Raw genomic sequence first — 19,669 nt, 5'->3', positions numbered from 1 at the left:
GCGCTGGAGCTGAACGGGGGCGGGTACGATCAAGTCCAAGGCCATGCCAGTCATGACGCTGCTGAGGGGGGGCGGGATGTTTCGAGCCCGGGAGCGACCTTAAAGCGGCCGAAGCCGGGTGAAAAGAAGCCCGACGGCAGGCCGCTGCCGGTTCCGAGAGCCTCCACCAGGCCCGAAGGCCGGGCCGCGGCCTGATCGTGGCTGGTCCGGGCACATGCCCGTCAGAGACCGCCGCGCTGTTTAACGCCTTGTTTCACAAGGCCTCCACCGTTACAATTTCGGCGCCGATTTTCCGGCCAAATCCACCCCCGTTCACGGCGAACCCTACGGTGCGTTTCCGGTACATCCCGGGACGTTCCTGTCGGTCTCGCGTCTACCAGAGGCAATTCAGATGTCTATCGATACCAGTCAAGTCATCGCCGACAACAAGCGCGGTGACAACGATACCGGCTCGCCGGAAGTGCAGGTCGCCCTGCTCACCGCGCGCATCAGCCACCTCACCGAACACTTCAAGACGCACAAGCACGATCACCACAGCCGTCGCGGCCTGCTGAAGATGGTCAACCGCCGTCGCAGCCTGCTCGACTACCTGCATCGCAAAGACGCGACGCGGTACAAGGCCCTGATCGAGAAGCTCGGTCTGCGTCGATAATCGAAATATCCCGATCGCGGCGCAGCAATGCGCCGCGGTTCTTTTATGGATCGCGCGGACCGTCGCGCGATCCGCCCGCCAGGGGCAAGGGTCCCGCGCGGTTCATCGCTAGCCCCTTTTAGGAATTCCCAACGTGGCAAAAGTTACCAAGAGCTTCCAGTACGGCAATCAGACGGTCACGCTCGAGACCGGTGAAATCGCCCGCCAGGCCGGCGGTGCGGTCATGGTCTCGATCGACGGCACCGTGGTGTTGGTCACCGCGGTGGCGGCAAAGACGCAGCGCGAAGGGCAGGACTTCTTCCCGCTCACCGTCGATTACGTGGAGAAGTTCTACGCAGGTGGCCGCATTCCCGGCGGCTTCTTCAAGCGCGAAGGCCGCCCGACCGAGAAAGAGACGCTGATCTCGCGCCTGATCGATCGTCCGATCCGCCCGCTGTTCCCGGAAGAATTCCGGAACGAAGTGCAGATCATCGCCCAGGTGATCTCGCTCAATCCCGAAGTGGACGGCGACATCCCCGCCATGATCGGCGCCTCCGCCGCGCTGGCGCTGACCGGCGCACCGTTCCAGGGCCCGATCGGTGCCGCCAAGGTCGGCTACAAGAACGGCCAGTACCTGCTCAACCCTACCGCCACCGAACTGCTCGACAGCGATCTGGAACTGGTCGTCGCCGGCACCTCGCAGGCTGTGCTGATGGTGGAGTCGGAAGCGAAGGAACTGTCCGAGGACGTGATGCTGGGTGCGGTGATGTTCGGCCACAAGGCGCAGCAGGTGGTGATCAACGCCATCAACGAACTGGCCGTGGAAGCCGGCACCAAGTCCTGGGACTGGCAGGCGCCCGCCAAGAACGACGCCCTGATCTCCGCGCTGAAGGAAGCCATCGGCAATCAGCTGGCCGACGCTTTCCAGGTGCGCGACAAGCTGCAGCGCCGCGACGCCATCGCCGCGATCAAGAAGGACGTGCTGGGCGCACTGGCGCCACGTGCCGAATCCGAAGGCTGGAATTCCGCCGATCTCGGCAAGGAATTCGGCGAACTGGAATACCGCACCATGCGTGATTCGGTGCTCGACACCAAGATCCGCATCGACGGCCGCGCGCTCGACACCGTGCGCCCGATCGCCTCGAAGGTCAGCGTGCTGCCGCGTACCCACGGCTCGGCGCTGTTCACCCGCGGCGAGACGCAGGCCCTGGTGATCGCCACGCTCGGCACCGCGCGTGACGGCCAGATCATCGACGCCATCGCCGGCGAGTACAAGGAACACTTCCTGTTCCATTACAACTTCCCTCCGTTCTCGGTGGGCGAGACCGGCCGCTTCGGCGCGCCCAAGCGTCGCGAAATCGGTCATGGCCGCCTCGCCAAGCGCGGCGTGCTCGCGGTGATGCCGACGATGGAAGAGTTCCCGTACACGATCCGCGTGGTCTCGGAAATCACCGAGTCGAACGGTTCCTCGTCGATGGCCTCCGTTTGCGGCAGCTCGCTGGCGCTGATGGATGCCGGCGTGCCGATCAAGGCACCGGTGGCCGGCATCGCAATGGGTCTGGTGAAGGAAGGCGACGCCTTCGTCGTGCTGTCCGACATCCTCGGTGACGAGGACCACCTCGGCGACATGGACTTCAAGGTGGCCGGTACCGCCAACGGCGTGTCCGCGCTGCAGATGGATATCAAGATCCAGGGCATCACCGAAGAAATCATGAAGGTGGCGCTGGCGCAGGCCAAGCAGGGCCGCCTGCACATCCTCGGCGAGATGAGCAGCGCGCTCACCGCGCCGCGCGGTGAACTGAGCGAATACGCGCCGCGTCTGCTGACGATGAAGATCCACCCCGACAAGATCCGCGAAGTGATCGGCAAGGGCGGTTCCACCATCCAGGCGATCACCAAGGAAACCGGCACGCAGATCGACATCCAGGACGACGGTACGATCGTCATCGCCTCGGTGAATGCCGCCGCCGCGCAGGCCGCCAAGGCGCGCATCGAGCAGATCACCAGCGACGTCGAGCCGGGCCGCATCTACGAGGGCAAGGTCGTCAAGCTGATGGACTTCGGTGCGTTCGTCACCATCCTGCCAGGCAAGGACGGTCTGGTGCACGTCTCGCAGATTTCCAACGAGCGTGTCGAGAAGGTCTCCGACAAGCTCAAGGAAGGCGACGTGGTCAAGGTCAAGGTGCTGGAAGTCGACAAGCAGGGCCGTATCCGCCTGTCGATGAAGGCCGTCGAGGAAGGCGAGAGCGTGGCCGCCGAATAAGCGGGCACTGTCGCAGCGATTCGGGAAAGCGGGCTTCGGCCCGCTTTTCTTTTGCGCGTGCCTCGGAGGTTCCGTGGTAGCGGCTTCCGCTTCCGCCGGTATCGTTCAACGACACTTCGCTTGCCGTCCTCGCAAATCTTCACGGAACTGCTAGATTCGCCCCGTCCCGTCAGGAGAGGTGGCATGGCCGCAGCAACACAGGAGTTGGAGCTGTTCGTCCGTGAGGCGCTGCTGCGCGGGCAGTCCAAGGAGGCGATCGCGCAGGCGCTGGGGAAGGCTGGTTGGACGCCCGATCAGACCCGTGGCGTGCTCGACGCCTATGCCGATGTCGGTTTCCCGGTACCCGTGCCCAAGCCACGCGCCTCGCTGTCCGCGCGCGAGGCCTTCCTGTATCTGGTGTTGTTCGCAACGCTGTACTTCGCAGCCTGGAACCTGGGCAGTCTCCTGTTCGATCTGATCAACCATTTCTGGCCGGATCCGGCGGTCCCGGAGTACGCGATAGTGCGGCTCGGCAGCGAGATACGCTGGTCGACGGCGGCGCTGATCATCGCGTTCCCGGTATTCGTCTTCATGTCGCATCTGATTACTCGTGAAGTGGCGAAGCATCCGATCAAACGATTGTCTCCGGTTCGACGCTGGCTGACCTATCTGACCTTGTTCATCGCCGCCGCGGTGCTGGTCGGGGACATGACGACCTTGGTGTACAACCTGCTTGGCGGTGAACTGAGCACGCGCTTCCTGCTCAAGGTGCTGGTGGCCGCGCTGATCGCCGGCAGCGTATTCGGTTACTACCTGTACGATCTGCGCCGCGAGGAAGGTGAGGCATGAGCACCAAGCCGGTGGGAAAATGGATGTTGATCGCGGCTTCGGTAGCGATCGTTGCGGCGGTGGCCGGAGCGGTCGCGGTGATGGGGTCGCCGGCGGCACAGCGTGAGATACGGCTGGATCAGCGCCGAGCGCGTGATCTCGACGAGGTCGCGAACACCGTGCGCGCATACGCGAAGAAGCACGGGCAACCACCGCCTGATCTGGGAACTCTAACTCGCCAGCCGGGTGCTCATCTGGACATCGCCGATCCCGTCGATGGCACGCCTTATGTCTACAGCACGGATGGGAAGGACAATTTCCGGTTGTGCGCGCATTTCACGACCGACACCGCCAAGACACGTGACGTGGACTGGGTCGCCAGGAACTGGGAGCATGGAGCCGGCAAGCAGTGCTTCGACTTGAAGATCAAGGACGAAGACCTCAAGTGATCCGGATGGTTCCGATGTCCGTTTGACAGTTGTCTTCGTGGACACGTGTCGCGGGCATTCGGGACGAATCTCCGGAGACATCAGCTGATGCTATTCGCACCTTATCTCGACCGCTGGGAACTGACGCCCGACGGCGAGGCTTTCAACACTCATAGCAGCGATCTGATGCCGGTGCGGTGCGCCAATGGCGTGCCGGCCATGCTCAAGCTCGCGCGCGAGGCCGAAGAGAAGCTGGGCGGCCTGCTGATGGCCTGGTGGAACGGCAACGGCGCCGCGCGCGTGCTTGCGCACGACACCGAGAGCGGCGCGTTGCTGATGGAGCGCGCCACGGGAACGCGCTCGCTGACGCGCATGGTGCGGGAAGGCAGGGACGACGAAGCCTGTCGCATCCTCTGCGCGGCCGCCGAGCGATTGCATGCACAGAAGGCGCCTCCGCCGCCCAACCTGCTGACGTTGCAGGAATGGTTTCGCGATCTGGAACCGATGGCGAATCAGTACGGCGGTGTGCTGACGGAATCGCTAGCCGTCTTCAGACAGCTGCTCGCCGAGCCGCGAGACATCACGGTACTGCACGGCGATCTGCATCACGACAACGTACTCGATTTCGGCGAGGAACGCGGCTGGCTCGTCATCGATCCGAAACGCGTCTACGGCGAGCGCGGTTTCGATTACGCGAACATGCTCTGCAATCCGGAAGAAGAATTCGGTCTCGCGCCGGAGCGCGTGGCGGGCCGCCTCGAGATCATCGCCGAGGCCGCCGCGATCGAGCCGCGGCGACTGCTGCAATGGTTGCTGGCCTACACCGGACTGTCGGCCGCATGGTGGCTGGGCGACGGCAACGAGGAGGATGCCGCCCATCCGCTGGCGGTCGCGCGGGAAGCCTCGCGGTTGTTGGCGGCCTGATCGAGACCGGTGCGGCGCGATTACTCCAGGCTCACGCCAGGAATCCGTCCACCTTCGCGAATGCCGCCGCTGACGCTATCCCACCATTGTCGGTGTTCCTCACCGGCGAGATAGTCGGCATACGACACGTCCGTGATCGCATCCAGCGCGTAATCGGTGCGGCCTTGCGCCAGCATCGCGCACATCGCCTGCAGGATAGGCAATTCCGGCACGGAATCTTCCAGGAACAGGAATTGCCCGGACTGGTTGATCTCCAGGAAGTGGGCATCGCCATCGGCATCGATGGCCAGATCGACGCAGCCGAAGACGATGCCGAGTTCGCGCATCAGCGCGGAGATCTTCGTTTCCAGCGCCGTGGGCAAGGTCGCGACACCGCTGCGCACGCGATTGCCGATGGAGGAGGAGCGCCAGTCGACGAAGGTCGGATCGTCGTCGCCTTGCAGTCTGGCGGCGAAGAAGTGATCGCCGATGACAGTGACGCGGACATCATGCGTCTTGCGCACCAACGCCTGGTAGATGCCGGGGCATTGGCGCAGGCTGTCGTCGTCCTCGAGCATGCTGGCGTCGATGGTGCGCGCGTAAGTGCTGTACATCCGGCCGTCGGCGTCCTGCCAGGTGTGGGTCTGGAAGGGTTTGTAGACGACTTGCTTGTTGTCGGCGACGAAGCGACGGATTCGTGCCGGGTCGGACGACACCAGCGTGCGCGGAAACGTCAATCCGCAGCGTTGCGCGACGAGCAACTGCGTCAACTTGTTCTCGGCTTCGACGGCCGCGCTCGGACGATTGACCCAGAACGCGCCAGGTAGTGCATCGGCGACCGCGTAGGCGTTGTGGATGAAGCGCTTCCATTCGTTGCGCACGAACGGGAGATCGCTCTCGCGAGTGTTGGGAAACTCTTCGGGAATCCTCGGACGCCGGAACCAGATGCTGCCGACCGATTCCGGCGCGAACGCGCCCGTAGCGACGAGGCCATTGCGATCGTCGCATTCGAACGAGATCGGCGCGAGCGCATCGTCGGCCAGACTGCGCGCCCAGACCGGTGCGACGCCATTGCGGCGCAAGCCCCAGCACACCGCATGGGCGTGGATGTCGTGCGCGTAGACGGAAAGGATCAGCGGACTTCTCTTCATGCGGGATGCGGACTCCGGCGTCTCTGGATGCAAATGCGCCCCGGCTTGCGGGGCGCACGTTCTGCTGCCGCCCGAACGGGCGGTGGGATGGCATCAAACGCCGGGATCGCTGGGATCGTCGCCGTTGGCACCCGTGGCATGGGTGTGATCCGGCGGCGGACGGCCACCGGCGATGACTTCGATTTCTTCCCTCGTCAGCTCGCGCGCGGCGACGCGGGCGAACGGACGTGCAGTCTGGTCTTTCTGCGTTTCAAACTTGCTCACGGATGTCTCCTGAATGTCGCGGGCCGGCTCGTGCGGCCGGTGCGAATGAGTTGTATTGAATGAAGCAGGATGCGCGTCCGTGCGTTGGCCTATGCGGCCTTAAGCAAGATCGCCCGGATCGGCCGGGTCGTCACCGTTCGGGCCGGTGGCGTGGGTGGTTGCGGGACGGCCGCCGGCGATGGCTTCGATTTCGGCCGGCGTCAATTCGCGAGCGACGTTGCGGGCAAGCGGGCGGCTGGTTTCGCTGATGTCTTTCTGGCTCATGACATGTCCTCTTGTGCCGGAAACGAAAGCCGTCCGGCATCGGCTATGGTCGTGCTCGATGCTAAGGCAAAGTCCATTGATTGGTTGTTAGAAGCGTCTTAATCGTGATGTCTCGCACGCTCCCTGATCGATACGCCTGCGTATTCTGATGCGCTTCGCACGATCGCTGCGCCGTCGCGCAATTCGATAACGCGATCGGTGCTGAGGATTGTCTCCGGGCGATGCGCGATGACGATGCGTGTCATCGCCAATTCCGCGATGCAATCGTTGATCGCGCGTTCACGCGCGACGTCAAGATGGCTGGTCGCTTCGTCCAGTAGCAGGATGGAGGGTTCGCGATACAGCGCCCGCGCCAGCAGCACGCGTTGCTTCTGGCCGCCGGAAAGCGTGGACCCCATATCGCCGACCAGCGATTCGTAGCCCATGGGCATGCGCAGGATGTCGTCGTGGATCTGCGCGGCGCGCGCGGCGGCCTCGATGGCTTCCGGCGTCGCATCGGTGTCGAAACCGCTGATGTTCTCCGCGATCGATCCCGCGAACAGGGCATCGTCCTGCATCACGGTGCCGAAGCGGGCGCGATAGTTGCCGAGGCCGTAATGGCGAATGTCGACACCACCGATCTCGATCTTGCCGTGCGCGGGATGCAGCAGACCGAGCAGCAGCTTGGCCAGCGTGGTCTTGCCGCATCCAGAGGGGCCGACGATGGCGACCGATTCGCCGGCCTCGATGCGCAGACTGCAATCGCGCAGGATCCACGGCTCGTCCTCGGCGTAGCGGAAACTGACGCCGTCCACGACCAGCGTCGGCTCCGGCACGGGACCGGAATACTGACCGGTGACGTGCGGCTCCGGTGGTTCCAGCGCGACGTCGGCGATGCGCTGGCCATGCAGGCCGAGCAACCGCAGATCGACGAACTTGTCGATCAAGCTGCTCGTCCGGGTGGCGAAGAGATCGGCGTAGGCGACGAAGACGACAAGCATGCCGGCGCTGAACTGTCCGCGCAGCGTCATCCAGGCGGCGATCCAGATCAGCAACACGCGCTGCGTGCCGAAGACCAGCCGCGACAGTCCGCCGAACAGCGCCGCCACGCGACCGATCGCGGCTTCACGGTTGGCGACTTCCACGGTGGCATTGGCGACACGCGCGCGCCGCTGCGCCTGCTGGTTCGCCAGTTTGATGGTCTGCACGCCGTGGATGGATTCGATCAGCTGCGTCTGCTGACGCGCCACGAAGGTCAGCTGCTCTTCCTTCAGCGACCACAGCTTGCGATAGGCCAGCCAGCGCAGCAGGGCATAGATGGCGAAGGCGCCGAGCACCAGCCCGGTGAGCAGCGGGCTGTAGAGCAGCAACAGGATCAGCACCAGGGATACCGTCAGGCCGTCCAGTACCGCTTCGACGAAGCTGCCGGTGAGGGTCTGCTGGATCGTCTGCAGCGACATGAAGCGTGACAGCACGCCGCCGACGCTGCGCTTCTCGAAGTAATCCAGCGGCAGTCGCAATAGATGGCCGAACAGGTTGCTCAGCCATTGCGAATTGAGCGAAGCCCCGATGCTGGCCACCACCCAGCCGCGCATCGCGGCGGTGGCGGACTGAAGCACGACGATGGCGAGGAAACTGATGCCGATCAGCGTCAACAGCCCGAGGTCGGCCGAGACCAGGACGTCGTCGACCACCCACTGCATCGACAGCGGCAGCGCCAGCGTCAACACTTCCAGCGAAAACGCCAGTAGCAGGACTTGCGCCAGCGCGCGGCGCACGCCGGTGACGCGGCCGACCAGCGACGACACGGAGATGCGCTGGCGTTCGCGCACCGGTTCGAATCCGGAGGCGGGCGTCAGTTCCAGTGCCACGCCGGTATAGTGGCGCCCGAATTCGGCCAGGGACATCGATACTTCGCCGCGCGCGGGATCGTGGACGACAGCACGTTCGCGGTCGATCTGCTTCAGTACGACGAAATGATTGAGGTCCCAGTGCAGGATGCAGGGTGGCGTGATCTCGCGCAGATGCTCCACTTCGGCGCGCAGCGGCCGCGTCTCGAAACCGAGCGTGCCGGCGATCGAGATCAGCCGCGACAGGCCGGCGCCCTTGAGCGAGATCGGGAAACGCCGCCGCATGCTGGCCAGGTCGATGTCGTGGCCGTGATAACGGGCGATCATCACCAGACAGGCGAGGCCACATTCGGCGATCTCGCTCTGCTGCACCACGGGGAGCCGCTTCTGGTCCGAAAGTTTCACGGCGTGCCTCCGGCCGTGCCTTGCGGCGGGTCGACGGTACGCAGCGGATCGAGGATGAACTGGTAGAGGCGTCTGCGTTCGAGCAGCAGATCGGCGTCGAGCGTCATGGTCGCGCGCAAGGGCAGGGCGGCGCCGGTGTCCGCATCCAGCGCGACGATCGCGCGATAGGCTGGCGCATCGAGGCGGATGCCGCTGCGTGCCAGGATTTCCTGCGCCGGCAACGCGCTGCCGGAAAGTTCGACGATGCGGCCGAAACGTTGCCCGTATTGCTGATAGGGGAAGGCGTGGTAACGCATCGCCACGCGCGTACCGGTCTTCAGCATGCCGGCGGCGCGGCTCGGCACCCACAGCTCCGCTTGCAGCGCTGAGCGCTCCGGGATGAGCGAGAGCAGGCGCTGGCTCTGGCCGACGGCGTCACCGGCCGAGACCGACAGGCCCGCGATCGTCCCCGCGCGCGGCGCGCGCAGCCGCAAGCCGCCTTCCACGCGATTGCGTGCGCTGTCCTCGGAGACGTCCGCCAGCAGGCGTTCGATCTCGCTGCGACGCGTGGCGGTGTCCAGCGGCAGTGCGTTCAACTCGGCGCGCGTGGCGGCGAGCGTCTGTTCGATGTCGAGTTGTTCCTGCCGGCTGGTTTCCGCCGCGGCTTCGGCTTCCAGCGCGGCGGCTTCGTAGCCCTGGATTTGCACGGCACTGACGATCTGCTGCCTTTCCAGTGGCTGCACGCGTTCCAGCAGCGCACGCGCGTTGCGGGCCTGGGTGCTGCGCAGGCGATGGCGCTGTTCCGCCGCCGTGCGCTGCTGCGACAGTGATGCGATCTTCTCCCGTAGCGCCGCCGTGCGTTGCGCTTCGCTTCGGCGCAGGTCATTGAGGTCGGTTTGCAGGCGCTCGCGTTTCTGTTGCAGCGCCGCGCCGATGGTCGCGCTCAATCCGCCTTCCATATCGGGGGCGTCGAGGTCCGAGGAGATTTCCAGGAGTTCCTGGCCGCGGCGTACCGCATCGCCCTCGCGCACCAGCACACGCGCGACGACCCCCTTCGCCGGTGCCGCCACACTCAGCAATCCTCCGGACGGGATCAGGCGCCCCTGCACGCGCTCCTTGCGCGCATAGCTGCCGAACGCCAGCACCAGCAGCAACGCCAGCACGGCGGCAGCGGCGATCAGCGCCATCGGCCAGCCCAGCCGCGACGTGGTCAATCGTACCGTCCCTAGCCATTGCTCCTTTCTGGCGTCGAGTACCTCGCGCCGGAACAATCCGTCATTCATGGCATCGGGAGGCTGTGCGGAGATCGAGCATGGTCACGCCGTGCACGGAGTCAGGAGATCCGTCGGGGCAGGGGCGTGATCGGTCATGGGGTCCGCTGCAGGGGGAAAGTGCGGAGGCTGGCAAAAGCCGGCAAGTGTTGCAAGCGCTGTCTGTGCGTTCGCAGCATGAAGCGGACGCGAGTCGCAAATAAGTGTCGGGTATCACGACATGACGTGCCTTCATTGTATGCCGCGGTGCAGCAAAGACAGAATCGTCGCATGGCTCCCCGCACGATTGCGCGCGCAGGGGCCGCACTTTCCGTTGAGGACATCGAATGTACGCCGCAAGACGATCGCGACGCCCGTTGCCGTGGGCATCCCTTTTTCTTCTCGCCGGATTGTCCGGTGCCGCTGTCGCGCAAACCGTGGAGGAAGCGAAACCCACATCGCAAGGCGAGGTCACCAGTTTGGAGAACGTCGTGGTCACCGGCTCGCGTATCCCGCGCGCGACGCTCGAGGGGCCGTCGCCGGTCACCGTGATCAAGAAGGAGGAAATCGATGCACAGGGTTTCCGCAGCGTGTTCGATGCGATCAGTTCGCTGGTCCAGAACAATGGTTCTGTGCAGGGCGAGGATTTCGGCAACACCTTCACCCCGGCGGCCAATACGATCAATCTGCGCGGTCTCGGGCCGAACCACACCCTGATTCTGCTCAACGGCCGGCGACTGGCCGACTATCCGCTCGCGTACGAGGGATCGCTCAGCATCGTCAATCTGGCCAACATTCCCAGCGCCTTGATCGAGCGCATCGAGGTGCTGGCGGGTGGCGCGTCGGCCGTGTACGGATCGGACGCGGTCGCCGGCGTGGTCAACATCATTCTCAAGAAGCATTACGACGGCAGCGATCTCAACGTGCGCATCGGTGGCACGCAGGAAGGCGGCGGGCAGAATCAGCGCCTGCAGTTCACCAGCGGATTCTCGAACGACACCATTGATGTGGTGTACGGCATCGAATTCCTGCATCGCAAGCCGATCTGGGGATCGCAGCGCGATTACATGGACTCCTACGCCGACGAGCCCACTGGCGTGCCGGGATTGCCGTACACGGTGTTCAATCGCCGTCGCGCCGACCTGTCGCGCAACAGTTACATCGATCCCGGCGAGGAAGCCTGCTCCGCGGCCGGCTATCTGGCTGGGGACAGCGTGTTCCGCGCCTTCAATCCCAGGCAGGGCTACTACTGCGGCAGCTACGAGGCGAGGCCGCTGTACTGGACCATCCAGACCGAGAAGAAGAACGCCGATGCCTACGGTGCCCTGACCTGGCACTTGAACGATCGTACCGAACTCTTCGCCGACGTAGCGCTCGGCATCGCCAGCATCCAGAACAACACGAGCGTGCCGACCTGGACTTCGGATGCCAGCAGCAACGGTTATTTCATCAATCAGGCGACCGGGAATCCGGAAATCCTGCAGCGCAACTTCATGCCGGAGGAAATCACCTCGGCGCACGCCAACAACCGGCGGTATCTCGAGAAAAGCTGGGCGTTCACGGTCGGGGCGAAGGGCAGTTTCGGCGATTCCGACTGGGGCTACGAGGCCGCCTACAATCGCGGGCGTTACGAGAACCGCACCAAGCGGCGTGCGTTGCTCGTTGGCGTCAACGAATTCTTCCTGGGTCCGAAGCTGGGCGAGATCGACGGGGTCAACGTCTACAACCCGGATCTGTCACGGTTTTACAGGCCGCTGAATTCGTCCGAATACGACGCGCTGAGCGGTCGCTACGAGAGCGTCAACAGTTCCTGGATCGAGAACTTCAGCTTCACCGTCAACGGCAAGCTGTTCGACTTGCCGGCGGGCGGCGTGGATCTGGCCGCCGTGGTCGAGGCGGGGCAGCAGGGCTACAGCAACAGGCCCGATCCGAGACTGGGGCAGGGCGTTTTCTGGAACACGACCGCGGGCGTGCCGGCCCGAGGCGAGCGCGACCGCTACGCGATTGGCGCCGAGATCAAGGTGCCGATCTTCGAGAAGCTGACGGCGAACGCGGCCGCACGTTATGACGAGTTCCGTTTCGGCGGCCGCAAGATCAGCAAGAGCACGTGGAACGCCGGTCTTGAGTTCCGTCCTGTGCAGAGCCTGCTGCTGCGCGCCACCGCCGCCACCAGCTTCCGCGCGCCGGACATGAACTATGTCTTCGCCGCCGAGACGCGCGGCTATAACCCGGGCATGACCGACTACTGGCGCTGCCGCACCGCTGGGCAGCCGTATGACGAATGCGATTACTCGGGATTGGCGATCGACTACACCAGCACCGGAAACCCGGAACTCAAGCCGGAAAACGGGAAGTCCTACGGTTTCGGCTTCGTGTGGTCGCCCTCGCAGAACTTCGATCTGTCCGTGGATTACTACAACGTCCGTCTCGATAATCAGGTCACCGACCTCGATACCGACCGCATCCTGCGCACCGAAGCGGATTGCCGCCTCGGTAGTACCCTCAGCGGTGAACCGCGCGATATCAATTCGCCGCTTTGCCAGGATGCGATCAGTCGCGTGCTGCGCAATCCTCCGGATGCTTCCGTGCAGCCGGACCAGGTCCGGCGCGTACTCACCAATGCGATCAACGCATCCTACGAACGGGTCAGCGGCATCGATCTGAAGACCAACTATCGCTGGAATGCCGGTACCTACGGCGATTTCCGTGCCGGCCTGGCCTACAGCCTGGTGATCAAGCACGAATATCGTCAGTTTCCCGACGATCCCGACACCATCGACATGCGCAACGGGCTCGATTTCTACGGCTGGCGCAGCAAGCTCAACGGCAACGTGAGCTGGCAGCGCGGGCCGTGGTCAGCAACGCTCTACGGCATCCGCTACGGCAGCCTGCCCAATGCCGACGGCACCGGCCGCATCGCGCCTTACATGCTCTACAACGGCAGCGTCGGCTATCGGTTCGACGACAACAATTCGCTGTCGCTGATCGTCAACAACCTGCGCAACACGCATCCGCCGCTGGACAAGACGGGCGAGGGTGGTTGGCCGTATTACCCGGTCGGCAACTACGATCCGTATGGCCGGCAGTTCTGGCTGGAGTACAACCTGCACTTCGATTGAGCCGAGTGCGAAGCGCGCCGGCCAGAGTCATGGCCGGCGCGCATTGTCGTCGCATCATCGACGCGGCGGCGAAGTTACTTGAACATCAACTCCAGCCAGCGCAGCACATGCCAATAGAAGGTGCGCCGTTTCGTCGAGATGAATCGTTTCGTCGGAACCTCGATGTGTCGCGTGGGCGAATCGCCGGGCAACGCGGGTTGCGTGCCGGTGGGCGGCGGCGTGAGGTTGCTGCTGGCGAACAGGCCGAGCGGCACGTAGCCGGTGTAACCGGGGAACACCGTGCTGATCTGTGAGTTGCCCATGCGCTGAATCAGCAATTCCGAGAGCACGCGGCGGTAGTCGGTGGTGACCGGAATATCGCCGAAGTAGGACGACAGCACTTCCGGGTCCAGCCCCTTCCACTGTCCGTACATCCTGCGGCCGTTGACCGCGCCGCCGAACACCAGCAGCGGATTGCCGTAGCCATGATCGGTGCCGCCGCTGCCATTCTGGCGCACGCGGCGACCGAATTCGGATTGCACGATCACGGTCACGCGCCCGATCTCGCCACCGGTCTTGAGATTGGCGTAGAACGCGGTCAGCGCCTGCGACAGTTCGGCGATCTTGTTCTGGTAGTAGTGGTAGCCGCTGCCGGCGGTGCCTTGGCTCTCGTGTGTGTCCCACCCACCGAGATCGATCGCGGCATAGCGCATGCCGAGGTTGAAGCGGATCGATTGCGCCACCGTCCACAACTGGCGCGCGAATTCGGTGGTCGGCCATCCGGCCGGCAGCGCGGCATAGGGTTGCGCCGCGATCACGCGCAGCGAGCGATCGGCGCGTTGTCCACTCGCCTCCAGCGCGGTGCTGCCGGCCCAAAGGGAGGCCAGCGTTTCGCTGACGCCCTTGTAGCCGGCCGGATCGCCGTCGCGCCGCTTCTGCCATGCCCAGGCGGTTGCGTTGAGCGCGAAGTCCTGCGGGTTGCCCATGCTGAGCGCCTGCGTCGCGCCGAGCAGGTTCGCCGGCGTGCGGCTGTTGACGGCCAGCGCCGGCATGATTTCGTTGCCGATGGTGCCGGGCTGCGTGTTCCAGGCGCGGGTGATCCAGCCGGTGCCGCTGCCGTGTTGTCCGGGCGTGCCGAGATCGAGATAGAGCTGCGCATCGAAATGGCTGCGCGTCACCGTCGTCAGCATGCCGCAGGATTGCACGATCGCCAGTTTGCCGTCGGCCCAGATGTCGCGCAGGCCGGTCGCGGAAGGATGCAGGCCGAAGCCCGTGGCGCTGCCGTCGGCGAGCGTCAGTGGCAGCGCGGCGTAGGTGCCGGTGGCGGCGATGGCGAGGTCCGGACGTGCCTGTTCGTAGAACGTGCGGTCGTTGCCGGCAATCGGCGGCACCAGATTGAGCCCGTCGATGCCGCCGCGCAGGAACACGTGCACGACGGTGTCGTAGGTATTGGCCGCGGCAAAGGCGGGATCGGAGAAGAACAGCGCAGGGCCTGCGACGCCGCCGGCGACCGTGGCGCCGCAGCCCTTGAGGAATTCGCGGCGATTGAGGGCTAAACGTGACATGGGTCGTGACATGGCAGTCTCCTCAGCGCGCGAAGAATTCGGGTGACAGCAGGATCATCGCGACCATGCTGCGCAACCGTTGCTGGTTGTAGTGCTTCCTCAGGTCGTTGAGCGACCACGTGTCGGTATCGGTGATGACCTCCGTCTCGGCGCCGTTCTGGCGCATGAAATCGACCAGGATCTGGCGCCGCGCCGGCAGGTAGCCGAGGATGCGCTGGCACCAGAAGTCGACGAGGTTGCGCGATGTCCACTGCGTGACGCTGCTGCGGGTGGTGGCCAGGATCGGCGCGATCGGCACGCTGTCGATGGATTTTTCCGTGAGCCAGCCGAGCAGGTTCCAGGTCATGCCGAACGTGTTCGAGCCCGACCATGCCGCCGCCGTGTCCGGATAACCGTTGGGCGCGGGCCAGTCGTAGGGTGTGTGTCCCGCGAGTCCCATCCGCCATGTGTATTCGTCGCCGGGCTGGCCGATGGGCAGCGTCCATTGGCTGCCGAGCGCGCGAAGCGCCGCGGCGACGGCCTCGAACGGCCGCCGGATCTTCTGTCCCCAGCTGTTGTAGGCGGCGGAGGAGAGCAGGATATGGCGCAGGGTGAGCTTGATCTGATCCGCGCGCTGCCAGTTGGCGCGGAACACCGCCGCGGCGCTGTCGATCAAGGCCTGGTCTGGCGTATCGGTGAAGAAACGGCGGATCAGTTTCTTGCAGATGAATTTCGCCACGCGCGGATGCTGCGCGATGCGGTCGAGGATGTCGCGTCCGTCCTTGAGCGCGGCCTGCTCGGGATAGAGGAACATGCCGAGCGGATACTTCGGCCCGGTGTCGTGCCAGGTGGAACGATAGACGAAGGTGCCGTCGTTCTCGGTCGGGAATTGCCAGTGGCCGTTCTTGATCGCCCAGCCGGTGAACGCCGCGGCGGTTTCGTAAACGTCGATGTCGGTGTAGCCGATCGGGAAGTTCGGGTCTTCCGGACAGGGCGGCACCTGGAACGGATCCATCAGGCCCAGGTAGTTCTCGCTGCCGAAGGTGTGCAGTTCGAGCAGTTCGCGCGCGAAGTTCTCGTTGGGGCCGGCGCGCGTGTTCGACTGGTTGTCGAGGTAGTACAGCATCGACGTGCTGGAGGCCACGGACTCGAGCATCGCGCGGAAATTGCCGAAGGCGTGCTGGCGGATCACGTCGCGGTCGTAATGCACGTAGACCGGGCCGGTCGAGAAATCCGTGGCCATGACGTTGAAATGGTCATGCCAGAACATGACCATCACTTCGCGCAACTGCCGCTTGGAATGCACCGCGCGCACGAGGGCGGCACGTTGCACTTCCCAGGCGGGTCGCATGCGGACTTCCCAGGCCGGATCGGGCAGCACGTGATCGGCCCAGAGCTGGGTGAGGCTCTTGCCGAGGGTGTTGTAGCCGGCGGTGGTGAGCCGTGATTCGACCGCGCTGTCGTCGATCGCGCTCCAGTTCAGCTGCTTGTCGACGTAGGCGGTGAGCCGCGAGACGTCATCGCTGCCGAGTGCGTTGAACGCGGTGATTTCGGCGGCGGTCACGCCGAAGCTCAAATTGTTGAGCACGCGCACCGCGAAGGGCGGTACCGGCAATTGAGGAACGGCAGGCTGTCGTGGCGGAAGCGGCGATGAGATCGGCGGGATTGCCATGGCCGAATTCAAGGCGGCACCTGTGCGGCCGTTGGTGCTCTGTTTCAGAGCAGGTTGTTTCAGATTGGGCTGGTAATGCAGCGGCCTGCCGTGGCCGTAGCGTTTTTCCAGCATCGCTCGGATATTGGCCTGGCTCGGCGCAATCCCGCTAGGCGTGCTCCCACTAGGCATGCTTCCGCCAGGTGCGCTCCCGCCGGATGCGCTTGGCGCTGGCGGTGTTTTGCTCGAAGAATCAACAGGACCGGGACGACGGAGAAATCTCTCCGTATCCGTGAATTTCAGAGAAGACATTCGGTTTCCCCCTGGCATATCCCCTGTTTTCGAGTATAGGAGGGAAATGTTCAAAAAGAATGATCAAAAGTCCGGTGTCCTTCGCTGAATTGACGCTGCTGTTACCGGATCACGATGCGGAGTGTGGTGCCTGTCATGTTTTATTGATGGAAAGTCATTTCAGCCAGCTTTTGAGCTGGCGATAGACGTCGCCTTCCCCCAGCAGGTCAAGATGATGAGTGCCATACACGACCTGTTGCCGCGCTTCGGGAAATTGCAGGTCGAACGCCGTATCGGCATGCCTGCCCAAGGCGCTGGAGACGGACACCAGGCCATCACCCGTCGGTAGCTGGCCCTTGCGCGCGCGCCGCCGCGCGGTGCTGGCGGCCATCGCATAGGCGGCGACATTGCGGGGGAGCGGCGTCGGCACGCGAACATCGTTGAGATCGTTGCCGCTGCGCTGATGCCAGTCCTCGTCGCGCACATTCCCGTAGCGCAGATCCTGAATACCGGCGCTGCGCATTTTCCCGAGCCTCACGAAAGGCGCGCTGTACGGACTCAGGCCGATCAGCATGTCCGCCCAACTGCCGGCGCGTTCGAGCGGGGCGCCGTGGTGCGGTGTGCCCAGGAAGACCAGGGTATCCAGATTGCGCAGCCAGGCATGCTTTTCGCGTTCGGCGACAAGGCAGGCGCTACGCGTCACCAGTCCTCCCATGCTGTGGCAGACGATGGCGATCCGCTCAACCGGAACCGGCCAATGCCGCACAAGCTGCTTCAGCAAGGCAGCGAAATCGCGGCCGTTTTCGGAGATGTGGCGGCCGCTGTTGTAATGCAGATAGACCGGCGTGTAGCCCAGATCCCGTGCCAATGCCGCGCCATGATCGTGCCCGCCGTAATTCCATTGCAGATCGTTCATGCACAAGCCGTGCGCCAGCACCAGCAATCGGCCGCTGGGTGCGGGCAATGCCGTGGCGAGCTTGCCGCGATGCATGGGCAATGACGTACCGCCGCTGCGCAGCTCCATCGTGATGGCGAGCGGATTGCCGGTGGCGTCGAGATGATCGCCGAGCACGCCATTGAGCGCCGCGATGGCGGCTTCGCGTTGCGGTAGCGGGCCGATCCTGTCGATGAGGGGCGAGAGCCTGCCGATGACCGCGTCGAGTCCGTTGCCGACAACGCCGGTGACGCCGCGGATGCTGCGGTAGACCAATCCGGCGATACCGCCGGCCGGACCCTGCACGGGCTTGGCCAGGATGCCCGGCAGCTGCGAGATGCTGGCATGCATCTGCTCGACCAGATCGACGATTCCGGTGATCGCGTCGACGGTCAGCCGGTTGATACCGCGCAGATCGTCGCCGTGATGCGGTGGGGTCATGTCAGTCCGGTCAGGTGGAACAGGGCGATCACCACGAATACGGCCAGCGTCTTCACGATCGTGATGGCGAAGACGTCCTTGTACGCCTGACGATGGGTCAGGCCCGTGACGGCTAGCAGGGTAATGACCGCGCCGTTGTGTGGCAACGTGTCCATGCCGCCGGAGGCCATCGACGCGACGCGATGCAGGACTTCCATCGGAATCCCGGCGGCATGCGCGTTGGCGATGAAGGTCTCGCCCATGGCGGCGAGCGCGATGCTCATGCCACCCGAGGCCGAACCGGTGATGCCGGCCAGCGCGGTGACAGTGACGGCTTCATTGACCAGCGGGCTCGGGATCGAAGCCAAGGCATCGGCGACGACCAGGAAGCCGGGCAGGGCGGCGATCACCGCACCGAAGCCATATTCCGATGCCGTGTTCATCGATGCGAGCAGGGCACCGCCGATCGCCGACTTGCTGCCTTCGGCGAAGCTCGCGAGCACGGGTTTCCAGGCGAAGACCAGGATCGTGGCGATGCCGAGCAGCAGCGCGCCCTCGACCGCCCAGATCGCCGCGACTTTCGAGATTTCCTGCACCACCGGCGCCGCCTTGCCGGTGACGGCCGGGACGAACTCGTGGCTGCTGCCGTAGACCTGTGGAATCCACACGGTGAGCAGTTTGTTGGCGACACCGACCACGATCAGCGGCAGGATCGCCAGGATCGGATTGGCGAGCTTGCCGCCGGTGAACGGCGCGGGTTCGTTCACCAGCGCGGCCGGGTCGCCGTAGCCTTCGCCGGCCGCGAGCGCGCTGCGACGGCGCCATTCGAGATAGGTCATGCCCACGATCAGGATGAAGACACCGCCGAGCGTGCCGAGCCAGGGCGCGGCCCAGGTGTCGGTGCCGAAGAACGAGGTGGGGATGATGTTCTGGATCTGCGGCGTGCCCGGCAGCGCGTCCATGGTGAAGGTGAAGGCGCCGAGCGCGATCGTGCCGGGAATCAGGCGCTTGGGAATGTTGCCCTGGCGGAATAGTTCGGCCGCGAACGGATACACCGCGAACACCACCACGAACAACGACACGCCACCGTAGGTGAGCAGCGCGCAGACCAACACGATTGACAGCATCGCGCGGCGGGCGCCGACCACCTTGATGACGGCAGAAACAATGGCCTTGGAGAACCCGGAAAGCTCGATCAGCTTCCCGAACACGGCACCCAGCAGGAACACCGGGAAATACAGCTTCAGGAAGCCGACCATCTTGTCCATGAACAAGCCGGTGAACATCGGCGCCACCAGCGACGGGTCGGTCAACAGCACCGCACCCAGCGCGGCGACCGGCGCGAACAGGATCACGCTGTAGCCGCGATAGGCGACGAACATCAAGAAACACAGCGCGGCCAGCACGATTACGAAAGCCATTCGACGATCCCTGCGCGTGGAGGCCGCGCATCGCGGGGGCAGTGTCGGCGCGCGGCCGATACCGGCCCATTGTCCGAAGGTACGATGCGGGCATCCCCGCGCCAAGCCTAGAGTCTTGCCCCATCGGCGGCCGTTG

At 64.4% G+C, this 19,669-nt stretch carries 15 protein-coding genes; 6 read left to right on the top strand and 9 right to left on the bottom strand.

The genetic code is table 11. The features are described from left to right. The first annotated feature begins 391 nt into the window (after positions 1 to 391). The 5 genes from rpsO (at position 392) to LG367_RS07825 (ending at position 5,053) form a co-directional block, all read left to right on the top strand. A complete protein-coding gene (gene rpsO / locus LG367_RS07845) occupies positions 392 to 652 on the top strand; it encodes a 30S ribosomal protein S15 (protein ID WP_264179832.1) in 261 nt (86 codons plus the stop codon). A gap of 133 nt (positions 653 to 785) precedes the next feature. Next, the gene (pnp, locus tag LG367_RS07840) at positions 786 to 2,894 is read left to right on the top strand and encodes a polyribonucleotide nucleotidyltransferase (RefSeq protein ID WP_226468691.1); all 2,109 of its coding nucleotides are present in this window, start codon (positions 786 to 788) and stop codon (positions 2,892 to 2,894) included. A 183-nt stretch (positions 2,895 to 3,077) separates the two neighbouring features. Continuing rightward, the gene (locus LG367_RS07835; RefSeq protein WP_226468690.1) at positions 3,078 to 3,722 is read left to right on the top strand and encodes a DUF5671 domain-containing protein; all 645 of its coding nucleotides are present in this window, start codon (positions 3,078 to 3,080) and stop codon (positions 3,720 to 3,722) included. Continuing rightward, positions 3,719 to 4,150 (top strand): hypothetical protein, encoded by a 432-nt coding sequence (locus LG367_RS07830; protein WP_226468689.1) that lies wholly within the window; start codon positions 3,719 to 3,721, stop codon positions 4,148 to 4,150. Before LG367_RS07835 ends, LG367_RS07830 begins: the two co-directional genes overlap by 4 nt. Before the next feature lie 87 nt (positions 4,151 to 4,237). After that, positions 4,238 to 5,053 (top strand): aminoglycoside phosphotransferase family protein, encoded by an 816-nt coding sequence (locus LG367_RS07825; RefSeq protein ID WP_226468688.1) that lies wholly within the window; start codon positions 4,238 to 4,240, stop codon positions 5,051 to 5,053. Positions 5,054 to 5,073: 20 nt separating this feature from the next. Here the strand turns inward: LG367_RS07825 and LG367_RS07820 are convergent, their stop codons facing one another. The 5 genes from LG367_RS07820 to LG367_RS07800 all read right to left on the bottom strand — a co-directional run bounded on the left by LG367_RS07820 (position 5,074) and on the right by LG367_RS07800 (position 10,207). Continuing rightward, positions 5,074 to 6,183 (bottom strand): MvdC/MvdD family ATP grasp protein, encoded by a 1,110-nt coding sequence (locus LG367_RS07820; RefSeq protein ID WP_226468687.1) that lies wholly within the window; start codon positions 6,181 to 6,183, stop codon positions 5,074 to 5,076. Between the two features lie 93 nt (positions 6,184 to 6,276). Next, positions 6,277 to 6,447: a hypothetical protein gene (locus LG367_RS07815; protein ID WP_226468686.1), complete on the bottom strand. Its 171-nt coding sequence runs from the start codon at positions 6,445 to 6,447 to the stop codon at positions 6,277 to 6,279. A gap of 99 nt (positions 6,448 to 6,546) precedes the next feature. Then, a complete protein-coding gene (locus LG367_RS07810; protein WP_226468685.1) occupies positions 6,547 to 6,711 on the bottom strand; it encodes a hypothetical protein in 165 nt (54 codons plus the stop codon). A 98-nt stretch (positions 6,712 to 6,809) separates the two neighbouring features. Further along, positions 6,810 to 8,945, bottom strand: a complete 2,136-nt coding sequence (locus LG367_RS18620; RefSeq protein ID WP_226468684.1) for a peptidase domain-containing ABC transporter — start codon at positions 8,943 to 8,945, stop codon at positions 6,810 to 6,812. Continuing rightward, positions 8,942 to 10,207 carry an HlyD family secretion protein gene (locus tag LG367_RS07800; protein WP_226468683.1) on the bottom strand — a complete coding sequence of 422 codons (1,266 nt, stop codon included), beginning with the start codon at positions 10,205 to 10,207 and terminating at the stop codon, positions 8,942 to 8,944. The genes LG367_RS18620 and LG367_RS07800 overlap by 4 nt, the downstream gene beginning before the upstream one ends. 344 nt (positions 10,208 to 10,551) lie before the next feature. Between LG367_RS07800 and LG367_RS07795 the strand changes: the two genes are divergently transcribed. Next, positions 10,552 to 13,293: a TonB-dependent receptor plug domain-containing protein gene (locus LG367_RS07795; RefSeq protein WP_226468682.1), complete on the top strand. Its 2,742-nt coding sequence runs from the start codon at positions 10,552 to 10,554 to the stop codon at positions 13,291 to 13,293. Between the two features lie 74 nt (positions 13,294 to 13,367). Here the strand turns inward: LG367_RS07795 and LG367_RS07790 are convergent, their stop codons facing one another. The 4 genes from LG367_RS07790 to LG367_RS07775 all read right to left on the bottom strand — a co-directional run bounded on the left by LG367_RS07790 (position 13,368) and on the right by LG367_RS07775 (position 19,533). Continuing rightward, on the bottom strand, positions 13,368 to 14,837 hold the full coding sequence (locus tag LG367_RS07790; protein ID WP_226468681.1) for a DUF1501 domain-containing protein: 1,470 nt from the start codon (positions 14,835 to 14,837) through the stop codon (positions 13,368 to 13,370). Between the two features lie 22 nt (positions 14,838 to 14,859). Next, a complete protein-coding gene (locus LG367_RS07785) occupies positions 14,860 to 16,602 on the bottom strand; it encodes a DUF1800 domain-containing protein (protein ID WP_226468680.1) in 1,743 nt (580 codons plus the stop codon). 331 nt (positions 16,603 to 16,933) lie between these two features. After that, a complete protein-coding gene (locus LG367_RS07780) occupies positions 16,934 to 18,133 on the bottom strand; it encodes an esterase/lipase family protein (RefSeq protein ID WP_226468679.1) in 1,200 nt (399 codons plus the stop codon). Further along, positions 18,130 to 19,533 (bottom strand): GntP family permease, encoded by a 1,404-nt coding sequence (locus tag LG367_RS07775; RefSeq protein ID WP_226468678.1) that lies wholly within the window; start codon positions 19,531 to 19,533, stop codon positions 18,130 to 18,132. The genes LG367_RS07780 and LG367_RS07775 overlap by 4 nt, the downstream gene beginning before the upstream one ends. Positions 19,534 to 19,669: the final 136 nt, after the last annotated feature.

Source organism: Luteimonas panaciterrae (genome assembly GCF_020511115.1).
GTDB classification, from domain to species: domain Bacteria; phylum Pseudomonadota; class Gammaproteobacteria; order Xanthomonadales; family Xanthomonadaceae; genus Luteimonas; species Luteimonas panaciterrae.
Note: the sequence above shows the minus strand (reverse complement) of the source record. Positions and strands in the feature narration are given on the sequence as shown.